Origin of the sequence: Vibrio sp. D54 (assembly GCF_021728075.1) — a bacterium.
Lineage (GTDB): Bacteria > Pseudomonadota > Gammaproteobacteria > Enterobacterales > Vibrionaceae > Vibrio > Vibrio alginolyticus.
Map to the genome: position 1 here is coordinate 1 of NZ_JAKKCS010000019.1, position 15,786 is coordinate 15,786.

The 15,786-nt window shown below is 44.4% G+C and carries 8 protein-coding genes, 1 tRNA gene and 1 riboswitch; of the genes, 3 read left to right on the forward strand and 6 right to left on the reverse strand.

The features are described 5' to 3' along the window. Positions 1 to 22: 22 nt before the first annotated feature. Positions 23 to 99: transfer RNA gene (locus tag L3V37_RS19990), tRNA-Asp, on the forward strand. Positions 100 to 842: 743 nt separating this feature from the next. On the opposite strand, the gene L3V37_RS19995 is transcribed toward L3V37_RS19990, so the two are convergent. Further along, positions 843 to 2,174, reverse strand: coding sequence for a sodium:proton antiporter (locus L3V37_RS19995; RefSeq protein WP_104979770.1), 1,332 nt, complete (start codon positions 2,172 to 2,174; stop codon positions 843 to 845). A gap of 191 nt (positions 2,175 to 2,365) precedes the next feature. Here L3V37_RS19995 and metH point away from each other — a divergent pair, with 191 nt between their 5' ends. After that, positions 2,366 to 6,046, forward strand: coding sequence for a methionine synthase (metH, locus tag L3V37_RS20000; RefSeq protein ID WP_237306858.1), 3,681 nt, complete (start codon positions 2,366 to 2,368; stop codon positions 6,044 to 6,046). 86 nt (positions 6,047 to 6,132) lie between these two features. On the opposite strand, the gene lysC is transcribed toward metH, so the two are convergent. Further along, entirely contained in the window at positions 6,133 to 7,485 is a 1,353-nt protein-coding gene (gene lysC, locus L3V37_RS20005) for a lysine-sensitive aspartokinase 3 (protein ID WP_237306861.1), read from the reverse strand. A gap of 101 nt (positions 7,486 to 7,586) precedes the next feature. Beyond that, a riboswitch (Lysine riboswitch) is annotated at positions 7,587 to 7,765 on the reverse strand. Between the two features lie 220 nt (positions 7,766 to 7,985). On the opposite strand from lysC, the gene L3V37_RS20010 reads away from it, so the two are divergent. Then, entirely contained in the window at positions 7,986 to 9,107 is a 1,122-nt protein-coding gene (locus L3V37_RS20010; RefSeq protein ID WP_017821323.1) for an alanine--glyoxylate aminotransferase family protein, read from the forward strand. 59 nt (positions 9,108 to 9,166) lie between these two features. Here the strand turns inward: L3V37_RS20010 and L3V37_RS20015 are convergent, their stop codons facing one another. From L3V37_RS20015 to L3V37_RS20030, 4 genes are all read right to left on the reverse strand, one after another. Beyond that, on the reverse strand, positions 9,167 to 10,948 hold the full coding sequence (locus L3V37_RS20015; RefSeq protein WP_237306864.1) for a PglL family O-oligosaccharyltransferase: 1,782 nt from the start codon (positions 10,946 to 10,948) through the stop codon (positions 9,167 to 9,169). Positions 10,949 to 11,015: 67 nt separating this feature from the next. Next, positions 11,016 to 13,838, reverse strand: a complete 2,823-nt coding sequence (uvrA, locus tag L3V37_RS20020) for an excinuclease ABC subunit UvrA (protein ID WP_054575329.1) — start codon at positions 13,836 to 13,838, stop codon at positions 11,016 to 11,018. 149 nt (positions 13,839 to 13,987) lie between these two features. After that, on the reverse strand, positions 13,988 to 14,860 hold the full coding sequence (gene galU / locus L3V37_RS20025; RefSeq protein ID WP_005381239.1) for a UTP--glucose-1-phosphate uridylyltransferase GalU: 873 nt from the start codon (positions 14,858 to 14,860) through the stop codon (positions 13,988 to 13,990). A 159-nt stretch (positions 14,861 to 15,019) separates the two neighbouring features. Then, positions 15,020 to 15,664: a LuxR C-terminal-related transcriptional regulator gene (locus tag L3V37_RS20030; protein WP_237306866.1), complete on the reverse strand. Its 645-nt coding sequence runs from the start codon at positions 15,662 to 15,664 to the stop codon at positions 15,020 to 15,022. Positions 15,665 to 15,786: the final 122 nt, after the last annotated feature.

The following is a 15,786-nucleotide window of genomic DNA, read 5'->3' on the forward strand; positions in this document are numbered from 1 at the left end:
TTAAAGCGAGTGATACCACTGCGGAGTGGTAGTTCAGTTGGTTAGAATACCGGCCTGTCACGCCGGGGGTCGCGGGTTCGAGTCCCGTCCACTCCGCCACTTATATTAAGCCTCAGTCGAAAGACTGGGGCTTTTTTCGTTTTGGTTACCCGACTTACCTTAAACCCACTTTCATATTGAAACCTTGCATCTAGAGTTACACTACCCTCTTCACATGGTTTTAATATCGTCGTGAACGAGCTAGCATGTAACTCTGTGCCTTAGTCTTAGCCTTATTCCGATACCAAGCTCTAACCAAAGCTCCTTTTATTCGATATTAGAAAATCTAGTTATATGACAGAGCTTAATTGTTTGAGTTGTCGCTTGTTTCTAATTTGAAAACAGGAGGACTTTGAATACAAGTTTAGTCTCACTGAGTTCAAGAGGGAGGGATTTAAACTTCCGTTAAGGCTTTGCTACCTGGGTGCCAGCTCAGTTTTATCTCGATGAGGTTTCCAACCCGTTTGGGTTCTGAACGCACTCACCCTAAATGTCTCTTTCTCATAAAAATACAAACTCGCTCATTGCTAAGTATTGTGGAAGTTTAGCTTTGATATTTGCGAGGAGCCTATATTGCCAAGGGAAGAGAAGGATACAGATGAAAATGGGTAAATTAAAAGGCTCGTCTATGAATATTATCTATCGGCAATAGTTAGTATCTATGAAAATGTAGCGTAGCGATTCTTAGTATATTTGAAGGTATATCAAAGAATAAGGAGCATTCGTCCTTGAAGGGGAGTCTGAAAATTAGTTATGAAAAAAGCAGCTAGGTAGCTGCTTTTTATTTATTAAGTTACGTGTCTTTAAGAGTCCACTGGCTCCGTATGCTCTGGAGTGGTTATTGCTTGGTTGTCCTCTTCCATCTTCTTCTCTTCAGCTTTTGCTTTTTCAATCATTGGGGTGATTGTTGAGCCTTGAATGAGGATAGAGAAAACAACGACGGAGTAGGTCATCACAAGAATAATCTCTTTTACATCGATTAACTTATCTTGAATCACCCAAATACCAGATGGAATGGAAAGTGCCATTGCCAATGCAAGGCCCCCGCGTAAACCGCCCCACGTCAAAATACGTACTGACCATGGATTATATTTTCTGTAACGTTTAAAGCCTATGTAAGAAAGAAATACACTTAGATAGCGAGCTGCTAGTACAAGAGGGACTGAAATAGCCATCATGATCCAGTCTTCTTTGTGGAATTCAAATAGCAGCATCGACATACCGATCAGTAGGAATAACACGCCATTCAAGAATTCATCAACAAGCTCCCAAAAATGGTCAAGGTGATCTTCACTCTCTTTTGAAAAGCCAATAAAGCGTGTCCAGTTGCCAATCATAATACCGGATACAACCATTGCGAGTGGGCCTGATACATGGATGTATTCAGCAAATGCGTAACCTGCCGTTGGGACACCAATGGTAAGTAACAATTCCATTGAGTGATCATCGGTGGCACTGATCAAGTAGTGGAATAGCAAACCGAGGACGAAACCATATGTTATACCACCGATAGCTTCTTGGATGAAGAGTAAGGTGACACTACCTACAGTTGGTGCCTCAGTGCCAAATGCAATCGTAAATAGAGTGACGAAGATAACCAAACCGAAGCCATCATTGAAGAGCGATTCTCCTTCAATCTGAGTGGAGATACGTTTGGGAGCATCGAGTTTTTTAACAATAGCCAATACAGCGATTGGGTCAGTTGGCGATATTAGAGCACCAAATAGTAAGCAGTAGACCAAATCAAATTGGATGCCAATTAACTGACAAAACCCATACAGCGCAAATCCAATAAAGAACGTGGAAAACAGTGTGGCTCCAAGGGCTAAAACAGTGATCTCCCACTTTTGATCTTTAAGGTTCGGGAGTTTGATGCCTAGTCCACCAGCAAATAGTAAGAAGCCAAGAATGCCTTTGAGCAAGAAATCTTCGAAGTTAATCCTTGTGACCGTCTCCGTCGCAATTTCGGTGAGATGGAACCAGTTGTTTTGACCCGCAATTAAGATTAGAAGTGAAAGCACCATTGAACCTGCGGTAATCGCAATGGTGGTTTGCATCTTTCCTATCTTGCTGTTTACAAAAGCAATTAGCATCGCAGCTGCGGATAGAAAACATAAAGTATGATAGACCGACATAGAGCTCTCTATTTGTAACATTTTATGAATGGAATTCTCGGCTGATGCTGCTTAAATAGCAAACATTTTTTCGTGATTATTTTGCAAGTTAAGAAGGAGATAAAATAATCATTAATTCTACGTTTAGACGTCTAGACTCCTGAAGTTTGTGTGATAGGATGGAAAGATAACTAAAGGAATGAGGCTGTACTGTGGGAAGTAACGTAAGACAACAGATTGAAGCTCAATTGAAGCAACGTATTCTTTTGATTGATGGTGGTATGGGAACCATGATTCAAGGGTACAAACTTGAAGAGCAAGACTATCGAGGAACGCGCTTTGCGGATTGGCATTGTGATCTAAAAGGTAACAACGACCTGTTGGTTCTAAGTCAGCCTCAACTTATCAAGGAAATTCACGCTGCATATTTAGAAGCGGGTGCAGATATTCTCGAAACCAACACGTTTAACGCAACAACCATTGCGATGGCTGACTACGAGATGGAAAGCCTGAGTGAAGAAATTAACTTTGCAGCAGCCAATCTTGCACGTGAAGTTGCAGATGAATGGACCGCAAAAACACCCGATAAGCCGCGTTATGTCGCAGGGGTTTTAGGGCCGACGAACCGAACTTGTTCTATTTCTCCTGATGTAAATGACCCCGGATATCGAAATGTTTCTTTCGACGAGTTAGTTGAGGCTTACTCTGAATCGACTCGTGCTCTAATTAAAGGTGGTTCTGACCTTATTCTTATCGAGACCATCTTCGATACGCTTAACGCTAAGGCTTGTTCATTTGCTGTTGAAAGTGTGTTTGAAGAGATGGGTATTGAGTTACCTGTGATGATCTCGGGGACTATTACTGATGCTTCCGGTCGGACATTATCCGGGCAAACCACAGAAGCGTTTTACAACTCATTACGTCATGTTAAACCGATTTCGTTTGGTTTGAACTGTGCACTTGGCCCAGATGAACTGCGTCCTTATGTTGAAGAGCTCTCTCGTATATCAGAATCTTTTGTTTCCGCTCACCCAAATGCTGGGCTTCCGAATGCATTCGGCGAATACGATTTGTCGCCAGAAGATATGGCTAAGCACGTTAAAGAGTGGGCTCAAAGTGGCTTTTTAAACTTGATTGGTGGGTGTTGTGGTACAACTCCAGAGCACATTCGCCAAATGGCACTCGCGGTTGAAAATATCGCCCCTCGTCAATTACCTGAACTTCCCGTTGCTTGTCGCTTGTCTGGCTTAGAGCCGCTCGCGATTGATAAAGACTCTTTATTTATCAATGTCGGTGAGCGTACGAATGTAACCGGTTCTGCGCGTTTTAAGCGCTTGATTAAAGAAGAGCTGTACGATGAAGCGCTCGATGTGGCTCGTCAACAAGTTGAAAATGGCGCTCAAATTATCGATATCAACATGGATGAAGGCATGTTGGATGCACAAGCTTGTATGGTTCGCTTTTTAAACCTTTGTGCGTCAGAACCTGAAATCTCAAAAGTACCAATCATGGTTGACTCTTCCAAGTGGGAGGTTATTGAAGCCGGTCTTAAGTGCATCCAAGGCAAAGGCATTGTTAACTCGATCTCTCTCAAAGAAGGCAAAGAGAAATTCGTTGAACAAGCTAAGTTGATCCGCCGTTACGGTGCGGCTGTGATTGTGATGGCGTTTGATGAGATTGGGCAAGCAGATACACGTGAGCGCAAAGTAGAAATTTGTACCAACGCTTACCGAATTCTTGTTGATGAAGTGGGCTTTCCACCAGAAGACATCATTTTTGACCCAAACATTTTTGCCATTGCTACGGGGATCGAGGAGCATAATAACTACGCGGTGGATTTCATTGAAGCCGTTGGCGATATCAAACGTGATTTACCACACGCGATGATCTCGGGTGGTGTTTCTAACGTCTCATTCTCTTTCCGTGGCAATAACTATGTACGTGAAGCGATTCACGCGGTGTTCCTCTACCACTGTTTTAAAAATGGTATGGATATGGGGATTGTGAATGCGGGTCAGTTAGAAATCTACGATAACGTGCCTGAAAAATTGCGTGAGGCTGTGGAAGATGTCGTTCTTAACCGTCGTGATGACGCCACTGAGAGATTGTTAGATATCGCGGCGGAATATGCAGGCAAAGGGGTAGGTAAAGAGGAGGATGCCTCTGCACTTGAGTGGAGAACTTGGCCTGTTGAAAAGCGTTTAGAGCACGCGTTAGTGAAAGGAATAACTGAGTTCATCGTTGATGATACCGAAGAGGCTCGTGTCAACGCTTCAAAGCCATTAGAGGTGATTGAAGGCCCACTAATGGATGGGATGAACGTCGTCGGAGACTTGTTTGGTGAAGGTAAAATGTTCCTTCCTCAGGTCGTAAAATCTGCACGAGTGATGAAGCAAGCAGTCGCGCATCTGGAGCCCTACATCAATGCAGAAAAGCAGGTGGGACAAACAAACGGTAAGATTTTGCTAGCGACGGTCAAAGGTGATGTACATGATATCGGGAAAAATATCGTTGGCGTTGTATTGCAGTGCAATAATTATGAAATTATTGATCTTGGTGTCATGGTTCCTTGCGAAAAGATCTTAAAAGTAGCGCAAGAAGAAAACGTCGATATTATTGGTTTATCAGGGTTGATCACGCCTTCATTAGACGAAATGGTGCATGTTGCAAAAGAGATGGAGCGTCTCGACTTTAACTTACCTCTTCTCATCGGTGGCGCAACAACGTCAAAAGCCCATACAGCAGTTAAGATTGAGCAAAATTACAAGCATCCAGTGGTTTACGTGAACAACGCCTCACGTGCAGTGGGCGTATGTACTTCTCTATTGTCAGATGAACGTCGCCCTGAATTTGTTGAAAAACTTGAAGCTGATTACGAACGAGTACGTGATCAACATAATCGAAAGAAACCGAGAACCAAACCAGTGACATTAGAAGCGGCTCGAGCGAATAAAGTTGCGATCGATTGGGAAGCTTATACTCCTCCAGTGCCTGTTAAGCCTGGCATTCGTATCTTCGATGATTTTGATGTGGCTATATTACGTCAATACATCGATTGGACACCATTCTTTATGACTTGGTCACTTGTGGGTAAGTATCCAACAATTTTCCAACATGAAGAAGTTGGTGAAGAAGCAAAACGTTTATTCGAAGATGCCAACGAGTTACTTGATCGAGTTGAGCGAGAAGGCCTGTTAAAAGCGCGTGGAATGTGTGGCTTATTCCCTGCTGCGAGCGTGGGGGACGACATTGAAGTTTATGCTGATGAAACTCGTACCGACGTTGTGAAAGTATTACGTAACTTGCGACAACAGACCGAGAAACCAAAAGGATTCAACTATTGTTTATCCGACTACATCGCACCTAAAGAGTCGGGTAAGCATGATTGGATAGGGGCATTTGCTGTCACTGGTGGTATTGGTGAACGAGAGCTTGCTGATGAATACAAAGCACAGGGAGATGATTACAACGCAATTATGATTCAAGCGGTGGCGGATCGCCTAGCCGAAGCGTTTGCTGAGTATTTGCATGAGCGTGTCCGTAAAGAAATTTGGGGTTATGCAGCTGATGAAGATTTATCTAACGATGATCTCATTCGTGAAAAATACCAAGGTATTCGCCCTGCGCCAGGTTATCCAGCGTGCCCTGAGCATACTGAAAAAGGACCGCTTTGGGAGCTACTTAATGTGGAAGAGAATATTGGCATGACGCTAACCTCCAGCTATGCAATGTATCCGGGCGCGTCAGTCTCTGGTTGGTATTTCTCTCATCCTGACTCACGTTACTTTGCGATCGCACAGATCCAAGAAGATCAGCTAGAGAGTTACGCCGATCGTAAGGGGTGGGATAGGATCGAGGCTGAAAAATGGTTAGGGCCAAACATTAATGGTTAAATTGATGTTTACCTCGTCCAAATGTAACAACTATTGAAACAATAAAGGGCTGCAGATACGCAGCCTTTTGTTTTATTGAGTTGAACTTACTTCTCAAACAACTCAGTGTGGAGTTTTTGTATGGCTTGTTTCGATACCGATTCATGGAGCAAGAAGCATAAGTTGTGAGGGCTAGCGCCATAACAAATCATGCGTAGGTTAAAATCTTCTAGCGTGCCAAAAACCTGTTTCGCGTAGCCTTTACTCTCACTCATGTTGTTACCAATGAGAGCAACGAGGCATAGGTCATGTTCAACTTCTACCTTACATAACTCTTCTAACTCTTCTCGTGCAGCTTGCGGCAGCTGTGGTGCTCCGCCAGAGGTATCAGTTTGATCAAGTGTTAACGATACACTGATTTCAGATGTCGTGATCAAATCGACAGAGATCTTATGCTTTGCAAGGATCTCAAAAACCTTCGCTAAGAATCCGTATGCGTGGAACATATTGGCGCTGCGTAGCGTTACCATGGTTTGGTTACAACGCAAAGCTAGCGCACGGAATAACGGTGAGCTTTCGACTTGGTGGCGAATCCAAGTTCCCCCTTTTTCTGGCTCTTTCGATGACCCTACAAATACCGGAATGTCGTGGCGTAATGCGGGTACTAGCGTAGAAGGGTGAAGGATTTTAGCGCCAAAGTTAGCCATTTCTGAAGCTTCACTAAAGCTGATCTCAGGAATTGGTGAGGCTTTTGGCGCAATTCGCGGGTCTGTTGTGTAGATACCCGGAACATCAGTCCATATTTCTAACCCTGCCGCTTTGACGCTCTCAGCAATTAAGGCGGCGCTGTAATCGCTGCCTCCTCGACCTAGTGTTGTTGTATTACCGGCTTCATCAGATCCTATGAAGCCTTGAGTAACAACAACGGATTGTTGGCAAAGTGGTACGAGTTTATCTTGCGCAAGCGTCGAAATTGCTTCAATGTTTGGCTCCGCGCGACCAAAGTTGTCATCAGTACGCAGCACATCGCGGATATCAAAGCGCACAGCTTGAATGCCTCGCTCACACATTAACTGAGTTAGAATATGCGTCGATATGAGTTCGCCACATGCGACTAAATGATCGGTTAACTTCGCACTAGCTTGGATAGATGCAGCCTCGGCCAGGCTGGTTACGGTATCTAATATGCCATACACCTCGGCAGCAGTTTTCGTGCTGTCTTCGAGCTGAGTTAAAATGGCGTCATGAATGTTGGCCAGATTTTGCAGCAGCTCAGTACGGTGCGTTTGATCCTGAACACCGTTGGCGAGTTCTACCAATAGGTTGGTGACGCCAGAGCAAGCGCTGCTCACGACCAAGCGAGTATTTGGATTGTTTTCGATAATGGTGGCGCAACGACTCATTGCCTCAAAGTTGGCAACACTGGTTCCACCGAATTTAGCTACGTTAAATGCGCTCACTGCGTTCTCCCACGACTTCCTAAAAAATTGTACATCCAATGTTTAGTGAGAAAAGGAACAGAGCAAAAAGAGAGGTATTTAGAATGCTATTTGAAAAATTTACCCTCAGAAGCCCTTCATCAGACTGCGCTGATGACAGTTGATGGGATTCAGCCCAATTCAACCGACAAGTCAAATCCTGCAACTTTGACTTACCTCGGCACTACTCCCCCTCAATGATTGGTGTTGGAATTGCGGTTCCACAAATCATCTACCTGGGTAGCGCTCCTCTTCTACATAAAGCTCAAACATTGAACGGTTTTGAGGCCTTAATGTCAATCAATATTTCAACCTTTATGGTGTTTTTTATTAACGATTTTGTGACACTGGTTTGACCTCTATACTTACGGCTAATTGCTGATAGAGGAAAAATCTATTAGGGTGAAGAACCCTACACCTGAGCCATGTTATTGAATAGAACTTTTAGAATGCTCAGGATAAAAGATAATCAAGGAGCTGACATGTCGATCCAAAGCTTTATTCCACCTCACCGTATTTTAATGGGACCTGGTCCTTCTGATATTTATCCTCAAGTGTTACAAGCGCTAAGCCGTCCTACTGTAGGTCACCTTGACCCTCTATTTATCGGTATGATGGATGAGCTCAAGCAGCTATTGAAGTATGCCTTTCAAACTGACAATGAATTCACTATTGCGGTTTCAGCGCCAGGTAGTGCAGGGATGGAAACCTGCTTTGTAAACTTGATCGAGAAAGGTGATAAAGTGATCGTTTGCCGTAACGGTGTATTTGGTGAACGCATGCGCGAAAATGTCGTCCGTGCTGGTGGCGAAGTTGTTATCGTCGATGATGAATGGGGGACGCCTGTTTCCATTGATAAAGTCGAGCAAGCACTCGAACAGCACCCAGATACAAAAATTCTTGCTTTTGTGCATGCGGAAACCTCAACTGGTGCAGTCAGTGATGCTCAAGCATTGGGTAAGCTGGCGAAACAGCATAATGCATTATCTATTGTTGATGCGGTGACATCGCTTGGTGGTGTGCCGTTAAAAGTGGATGAATGGCAACTGGATGCGGTTTACTCTGGTAGTCAAAAATGTTTGTCATGTGTACCTGGACTCTCACCAGTGACGTTTTCTCCTGCCGCGATTGAAAAGATTCAAGCAAGAACAACACCAGTACAGAGTTGGTTCCTCGATCAGAGTTTAGTTTTGGGGTATTGGAGTGGAGAAGGCAAGCGTAGTTACCATCATACGGCGCCAGTTAATAGCTTGTATGCGCTTCATGAAGCTTTATTGATACTGAAAAATGAAGGATTAGAAAACGCTTGGGCTCGTCACCAACTGATGCATGAAAAACTCAAAAATGGCTTACAAAAGTTAGGCTTTGAATTTGTTGTGGACGAAGCCCATCGGTTGCCACAATTAAATGCGATTTACGTGCCTGAAGGAATTGATGAAGCAAAAGTTCGTGCTCACTTGCTAGAAACCTATAACCTAGAAATTGGTGCAGGCCTTGGGGCATTAGCTGGTAAAGCGTGGCGTATTGGCTTAATGGGTTACGGCGCTCGATCTGAAAACGTTGCGCTGTGCTTAAAAGCGTTAGAAGAGTCACTCACTGAATAAAATCATACAGCAATGAGATAAAGAAAAGCGAAGGCCATCCCTTCGCTTTTTGGTATTTATTACTCAGCTCCTGAAGTGGGGGCTGGTGAGGCAGAGATTGCTTGAGAAGGTGGTTGGTAATTGACGTCACTGAAATCAATCTTCGGGAACAAAAACTGCGCTTCAGCTCTAATTTGCTCCGCTTTACTTGAGTCATCTAAGCCTTGGTAGGCCAAAATCAAATTATTATAAAATGCAGGGCGAGGCTTATCTTTGATGATTTTTAGCGACCAATCGATATAAGGCTTGATCAAGGTTGCGTCTTGTTGGTACAGCCCAAGGTTTAAAAACGTGCTATAGACATCCCAATCAAATCTGTCTTTCCAAACTACAGGGTTACTGACTTGATTCAGAATATCAGGGTTAGTTGGTCTAGTGGTCTCAAACTTCGTCAATACATAGTTCGTATGTAATGCGCTTACCATGTAAAACGTAAACGCAACGGGAAGTACCAAACTAAAAACACGCAGCAAGCTTTTGGTCACATTACTAAAGCCGACTTGTCGATAACGAGAGACGCGCTGATCGACCCAGTACAGTAGGATAACGAAGATCAACCAATGCACGAGAGAGTGGTAGAAAGGGTATTCCAGTTGTGAGTGCAATACGATAGGTATAAACAAGGCCAGCAACGCAAGACGAGTTCCGCGTTTGGCTTGATAGATTCGATACAGTACCAGTGCCATCGCTAAGAAGATGCCGAGTATTGGCAGTAAGCCACCTTCTACTCCCCAGTAAAGCAGCTCGTTATGCGGATGATCCATGGCAGGCAAACCTGCTGGGTAATTCTCATTAAGGGCATGTTGACGAGCCGTATACAGCATGTACTCAGATTCAAACTTGCCATATCCATAACCAGTAAAAGGCTTTTCAATCACCATGTCTAATGTTTGCGGAAAAGTATACGCTCGAGGAGACTCCATATTTACTTTTTCTGCGGCTAACCCACCTCCATCAGGAAAGGCAAGATGCATGACAACGACTGAGAGTAAGAGCCCACTTACAAGTGACACAACCCAGCGGATAAAGCGCCCTTTGGTTGCAAAGCGGTACATGTATGGAATGACCAACAACACGGCGATGACCGAGGCTAACCAACCAGTGCGTGAAGCCAACGCCACAATTAGTGGTAAAGTTAAAACTGGTACGGCATAGAGAAGGTAAACATCGCTTAACTTACGGTCGTATTTGTAGGGCTGACGTGCAAGTAAATAGCTGGCAATCACCAACCCTGTCGCAAGAAAGCTGGCCATTACATTGGGCTGTTGGAAAATACCATAAGGACGATTGGCCACCGTGTCGTAACCAAACGGATTGCCTGGTTTGAGATACAGATATTGTGTCAAACCAAAAATGGCTTCGATAACAACCGCAAGGACAATGAACCATAATAGGCGTTGGCGATGTTTATTACTGAAATGAAATTGTTGTAAGACAATAAAGAACAGGACACCACACCACAGGCCAATGAGCTTATTGGCTGCCAAACTGCTATTCGCATTTGGGTACAGAATGGGCACCGTCATGATAAGAGCACTAATGAACAAGCCGATGGTTAGTTTTGAGTAACGTAGTACTCGATTATTCGCAAGTTGGTAACACCCAATGCCTAATGCAAAGCTAAAAGCAATCCAAGTTGTCGCATTGAACGAAAGCGAAAGCCCCGAACCGCCGGGGTTGGGCATGAAAAAGTGCATTGCCAACACAAATAGTGTTGCCAAGGCAATGAGAAACTTGCGATTGAGGGGAACCTGTACTTTTTCGGGAGAAAGCTTTGTTCCACTTACATGTATAGTAGCCATAGTTATTGCGTTGTTTTGAATGAAAAAAGACCAGCACTTGCTGGTCTCGATACTTTACCTGTTTTTTCTACTTCAACATAGGCTTGAGGAAGTGAGCTGTGTGCGAACCCTCGATTTGCGACACATCTTCCGGAGTGCCTTGAGCAATTATCTCGCCGCCACCCTGACCCCCTTCAGGACCAAGATCGATAATCCAGTCCGCAGTCTTAATGACGTCCAGGTTATGCTCGATCACCACGACAGTATTTCCGTGGTCGCGAAGTCTGTGCAGTACAGTGAGCAACTGCTGGATATCATGGAAGTGCAAGCCGGTTGTTGGTTCATCCAAAATGTACAAGGTTTTTCCTGTATCACGTTTGGATAGCTCTCGCGCCAGTTTCACACGCTGTGCTTCACCACCGGAGAGTGTTGTTGCCGCTTGACCCAATCGTATGTACGACAAACCCACATCCATCAGTGTTTGTAGTTTGCGAGCGATGGCAGGAACTGGATCGAAGAAGGTGCGTGCATCTTCGACCGTCATTTCTAGTACTTCATCAATAGTTTTACCTTTGTAACGTACTTCGAGCGTTTCACGGTTGTAGCGTTTACCTTTACACACATCACATGGCACATAAACATCTGGTAGGAAATGCATTTCTACTTTGATAACACCGTCACCCTGACAGGCCTCACAACGACCACCGCGTACGTTAAAACTAAAACGGCCCGGCTTGTAACCGCGAGAACGCGACTCCTGTGTGCCTGCAAACAGTTCACGGATTGGTGTAAAGATCCCCGTATAGGTTGCAGGGTTAGAGCGAGGTGTACGGCCAATTGGGCTTTGATCGATATCGATGACTTTATCGAAGTGCTCTAGACCTTTAATCGATTTATAAGGTGAAGGCTGAGCCGTTGTCGCTCCGTTAAGTTGGGTATGCGCAATTTTAAAGAAAGTATCATTAATCAGCGTTGATTTACCTGAGCCAGATACCCCTGTAATACAGCTGAATAACCCAACAGGAATTGAAAGGTTAACGTTTTTAAGGTTATTACCTGTTGCGCCTAATAGCTCAACCGTTTTTTTCGGATCTCGCGGCGTGCGATCTTTCGGTACTGTGATTTCTTTAACACCACTTAAGTACTGACCTGTCAGAGAATTCGGATTCGCGACTATCTCTTCCATGGTGCCTTCCGCAACAACATTACCACCATGTACGCCAGCACCAGGACCAATATCTATGACATGATCTGCACAGCGAATCGCATCTTCATCGTGTTCTACCACAAGTACGGTATTACCTAAATCGCGCAAATGAGTCAGTGTTTTTAGGAGTCGTTCGTTATCACGCTGGTGGAGGCCAATCGACGGTTCATCTAAGACGTACATGACACCAACAAGACCTGCACCAATTTGGCTTGCTAAACGAATACGTTGAGCTTCACCGCCTGATAAGGTTTCAGCACTGCGTGATAAGTTTAGGTAGTTCAAACCGACGTTAACTAAGAATTGCAGACGGTCGTTGATTTCCTTCATCACTTTTTCAGCGATTTGGGCGCGTTGACCTTCCAGTTTCAAGGAATGGAAGAATTCCAATGCATCAGCAATGCTGAGTTCAACAATCTCAGGTAGTGTCGTATCAGCAATAAACACGTTACGTGCTTCAAGGCGTAGACGAGTACCGCCACAGCTTGAACAAGATTTAGTGGAGATGTATTTTGCAAGCTCTTCACGGACAGAGTTGGATTCTGTATCACGATAGCGACGTTCTAGGGTATTCAGAATACCTTCGAATGGATGGCGTTTAACGCGAATATCGCCACGATCGTTGATGTATTTAAACTCAATCTCAGTACGACCTGAGCCCTTTAGAATGACATCTTGCGTTTTCTTTGGCAGAGAATTAAAAGGGGCATGGAGGTCAAAACCATAATGATCGGCCAATGAGGTGAGCATTTGGAAGTAGTAGTAGTTCTTTTGATCCCAACCGCGAATCGCACCTTGTGCCAAGCTTAATGAATCATCTTGAATGACTCGGCTTGGATCGAAGTATTGTTGAACACCCAAGCCATCACAAGTGCCACATGCACCAGCAGGATTGTTGAATGAGAAAAGTCGCGGCTCTAACTCTTGCATGCTGTAACCACATTGTGGACAAGCGAAGTTGGCGGAGAAAATAATCTCTTCACCGTCGCCATCCATTGGCGCGACAACCGCAATTCCGCCTGATAATTCGAGCGTGGTCTCGAAAGATTCGGCCAAGCGCTGTTGTAAGTCTGGACGAACTTTAAAGCGGTCTACCACCACTTCAATGGTGTGCTTTTTATGTAGTTCAAGGGTTGGAGGATCGGAAAGATCGCAAGTTTCTCCATCAATACGCGCACGAATAAAGCCTTGAGCCGCTAAGTTCTCAAGCGTTTTAACATGCTCACCTTTACGTTCTTTGACAATAGGCGCCAATAGCATCATTTTGCTGCCTTCCGGCATCTCTAGGACTTTGTCCACCATTTGGCTGATGGTTTGCGCGGCAAGAGGGGCATGATGCGTTGGACAGCGGGGTTCGCCCACACGAGCATACAATAGACGTAAGTAGTCGTAGACTTCGGTAATTGTACCGACGGTTGAACGCGGGTTATGAGAAGTAGATTTCTGTTCAATAGAAATCGCAGGTGATAACCCTTCAATGTGGTCGACATCGGGTTTTTCCATCAGAGACAAAAACTGACGAGCGTAGGCAGAGAGAGACTCTACGTAGCGTCGTTGGCCTTCTGCATACAATGTATCGAAAGCGAGAGAGGATTTACCGGAGCCACTTAGTCCAGTAATGACAATCAGTTTATCGCGAGGGATTGTAAGATTAATGTCTTTAAGGTTATGGGTTCGGGCACCGCGAACTTCTATTTTATCCATCGTTTTTGCTCTATGTATAACCAAGTGGGGCAAGTATTACATAGTGTGAGAAATGTGCAAAGAAAATTACTGGATAAAAAAACAGTAAAGTAAAAAGCCCAGCGTTGTGCTGGGCTTTCGATACAGTAATTTCGTACTAAGACGATGCTTTATACTGCTTTTTGTGTTGCGTGCTTACCTAGCTCAGAGGTTTTTTCATCTTTTAGATACAGGTTTTCAAAACAATAGTTAGTTGCTTCGATGTAACCTTCAACGCTACCACAGTCAAAGCGTTTGCCCTTGAATTTGTAAGCCAATACACAGCCCGCTTTTGCTTGTTTTAGCAGCGCGTCAGTGATTTGAATTTCACCACCTTTACCTGGTTCAGTGTTTTCGATCAGTTCAAAAATATCGGGAGTCAGGATGTAGCGGCCAATGATAGCAAGGTTGCTAGGCGCCGTGCCTTTCTCTGGTTTTTCTACCATGTCGTCTACGCGGTAGATGTCGTCTTTGATCATTTCACCAGAGATAACGCCGTATTTGTGCGTTTCTTCGGCTGGTACTTCTTGCACTGCAACGATAGAACAGCGGAACTGCTTAAATAGTGCCACCATCTGAGCCAGTACGCCCTCTTGCTCGTTCACACAAAGGTCATCTGCAAGAACAACAGCAAATGGCTCATCGCCTACCAATTCTCGTCCAGTTAGAATCGCGTGGCCCAAGCCTTTCATTTCGCGTTGACGTATATAAGTGAAGTTTGCAGATTCAATGATTTCACGGATATCTACCAACAGCTCTTCTTTGTTGGTACCGCTAATCTGATGTTCCAGTTCGTAGTTCTTATCAAAGTGGTCCATGATCGAGTGCTTGCCACGACCTGTCACAATACACATGCCGTTCATACCAGCTTGGATTGCTTCTTCGACACCGTATTCAATAAGCGGTTTGTTCACGACTGGCATCATCTCTTTTGGCATAGATTTCGTTGCCGGTAGGAAGCGAGTGCCATAGCCTGCAGCAGGGAACAGACATTTTTTTATCATTGGGGGAATATCCTATCTCGTTTTTATCAAGAATCTGCGCATAACTTTAACACGAGAGGTATCAATGAATCATGAATAAAGTAGGAAAAAATGTGAGACTCGGTGCGGAAAAAAGATGAGCGACTCGTCATTTCAGTTATCAGAGCCGCTCACATTGCATCATGACATTAAGTTTTGGTCTGCCCAGGCGATTGCCTGTACTCGGTTCTTTACGGATAGCTTTTTGAATATCTGATACAAGTGCGATTTGATGGTGAATTCACTGACGAATAACTCCTCGGCCATCTGACTGTTCGAGGCGCCAGCTTGTAGGCAACGCAGTACTTGTAGCTCACGAATGGTTAGGTCTACCGTAGCTGGTGCAGTATGAGTATTAATGACATTGCGGTAATAGTGTAAAAGTTGACTGGTTACATTACGCGGCAGCCAGTTTTGACCGTTAACAATGCCTTTTAACCCTTCTCCAATTTGCTCTAGCGTATCTTCAGAATAAAACACACCTTTTAATTGACCAAATGAAAGAAGTTCATCCGTGGTTAGTCTTTTAGGCACGTTGAAGACAACGGTTTCAAAGTTTTTCCATACAAGAGGCAAGTTTTTGATCGATTGAACAAGTGATTTATGTTCACTGAAGTCGATCAGTAGAATTTTATTACGGTGTTGTGGCTTGGCTTCCATGAGTGCTGCGGTTGAAATCACCGGGATGCTCATATCAACGTACTTTTCGAGTGTCGCCACTTTTTTTTGCGCATTATCTTCCATACTGATCAGAAATAGCTTTCTTGCGTAAGCCGACTTTCTCACGTGTTCCAATCTCCCTGGGTTCAATAGAAGCCATAAACTGGCATTAAAGAGAGGCCATAACCATCGCTTTACTGAATAAATGCGTTCGAATTCAAAGCTTCACGAAACGATGTCTGCAACGC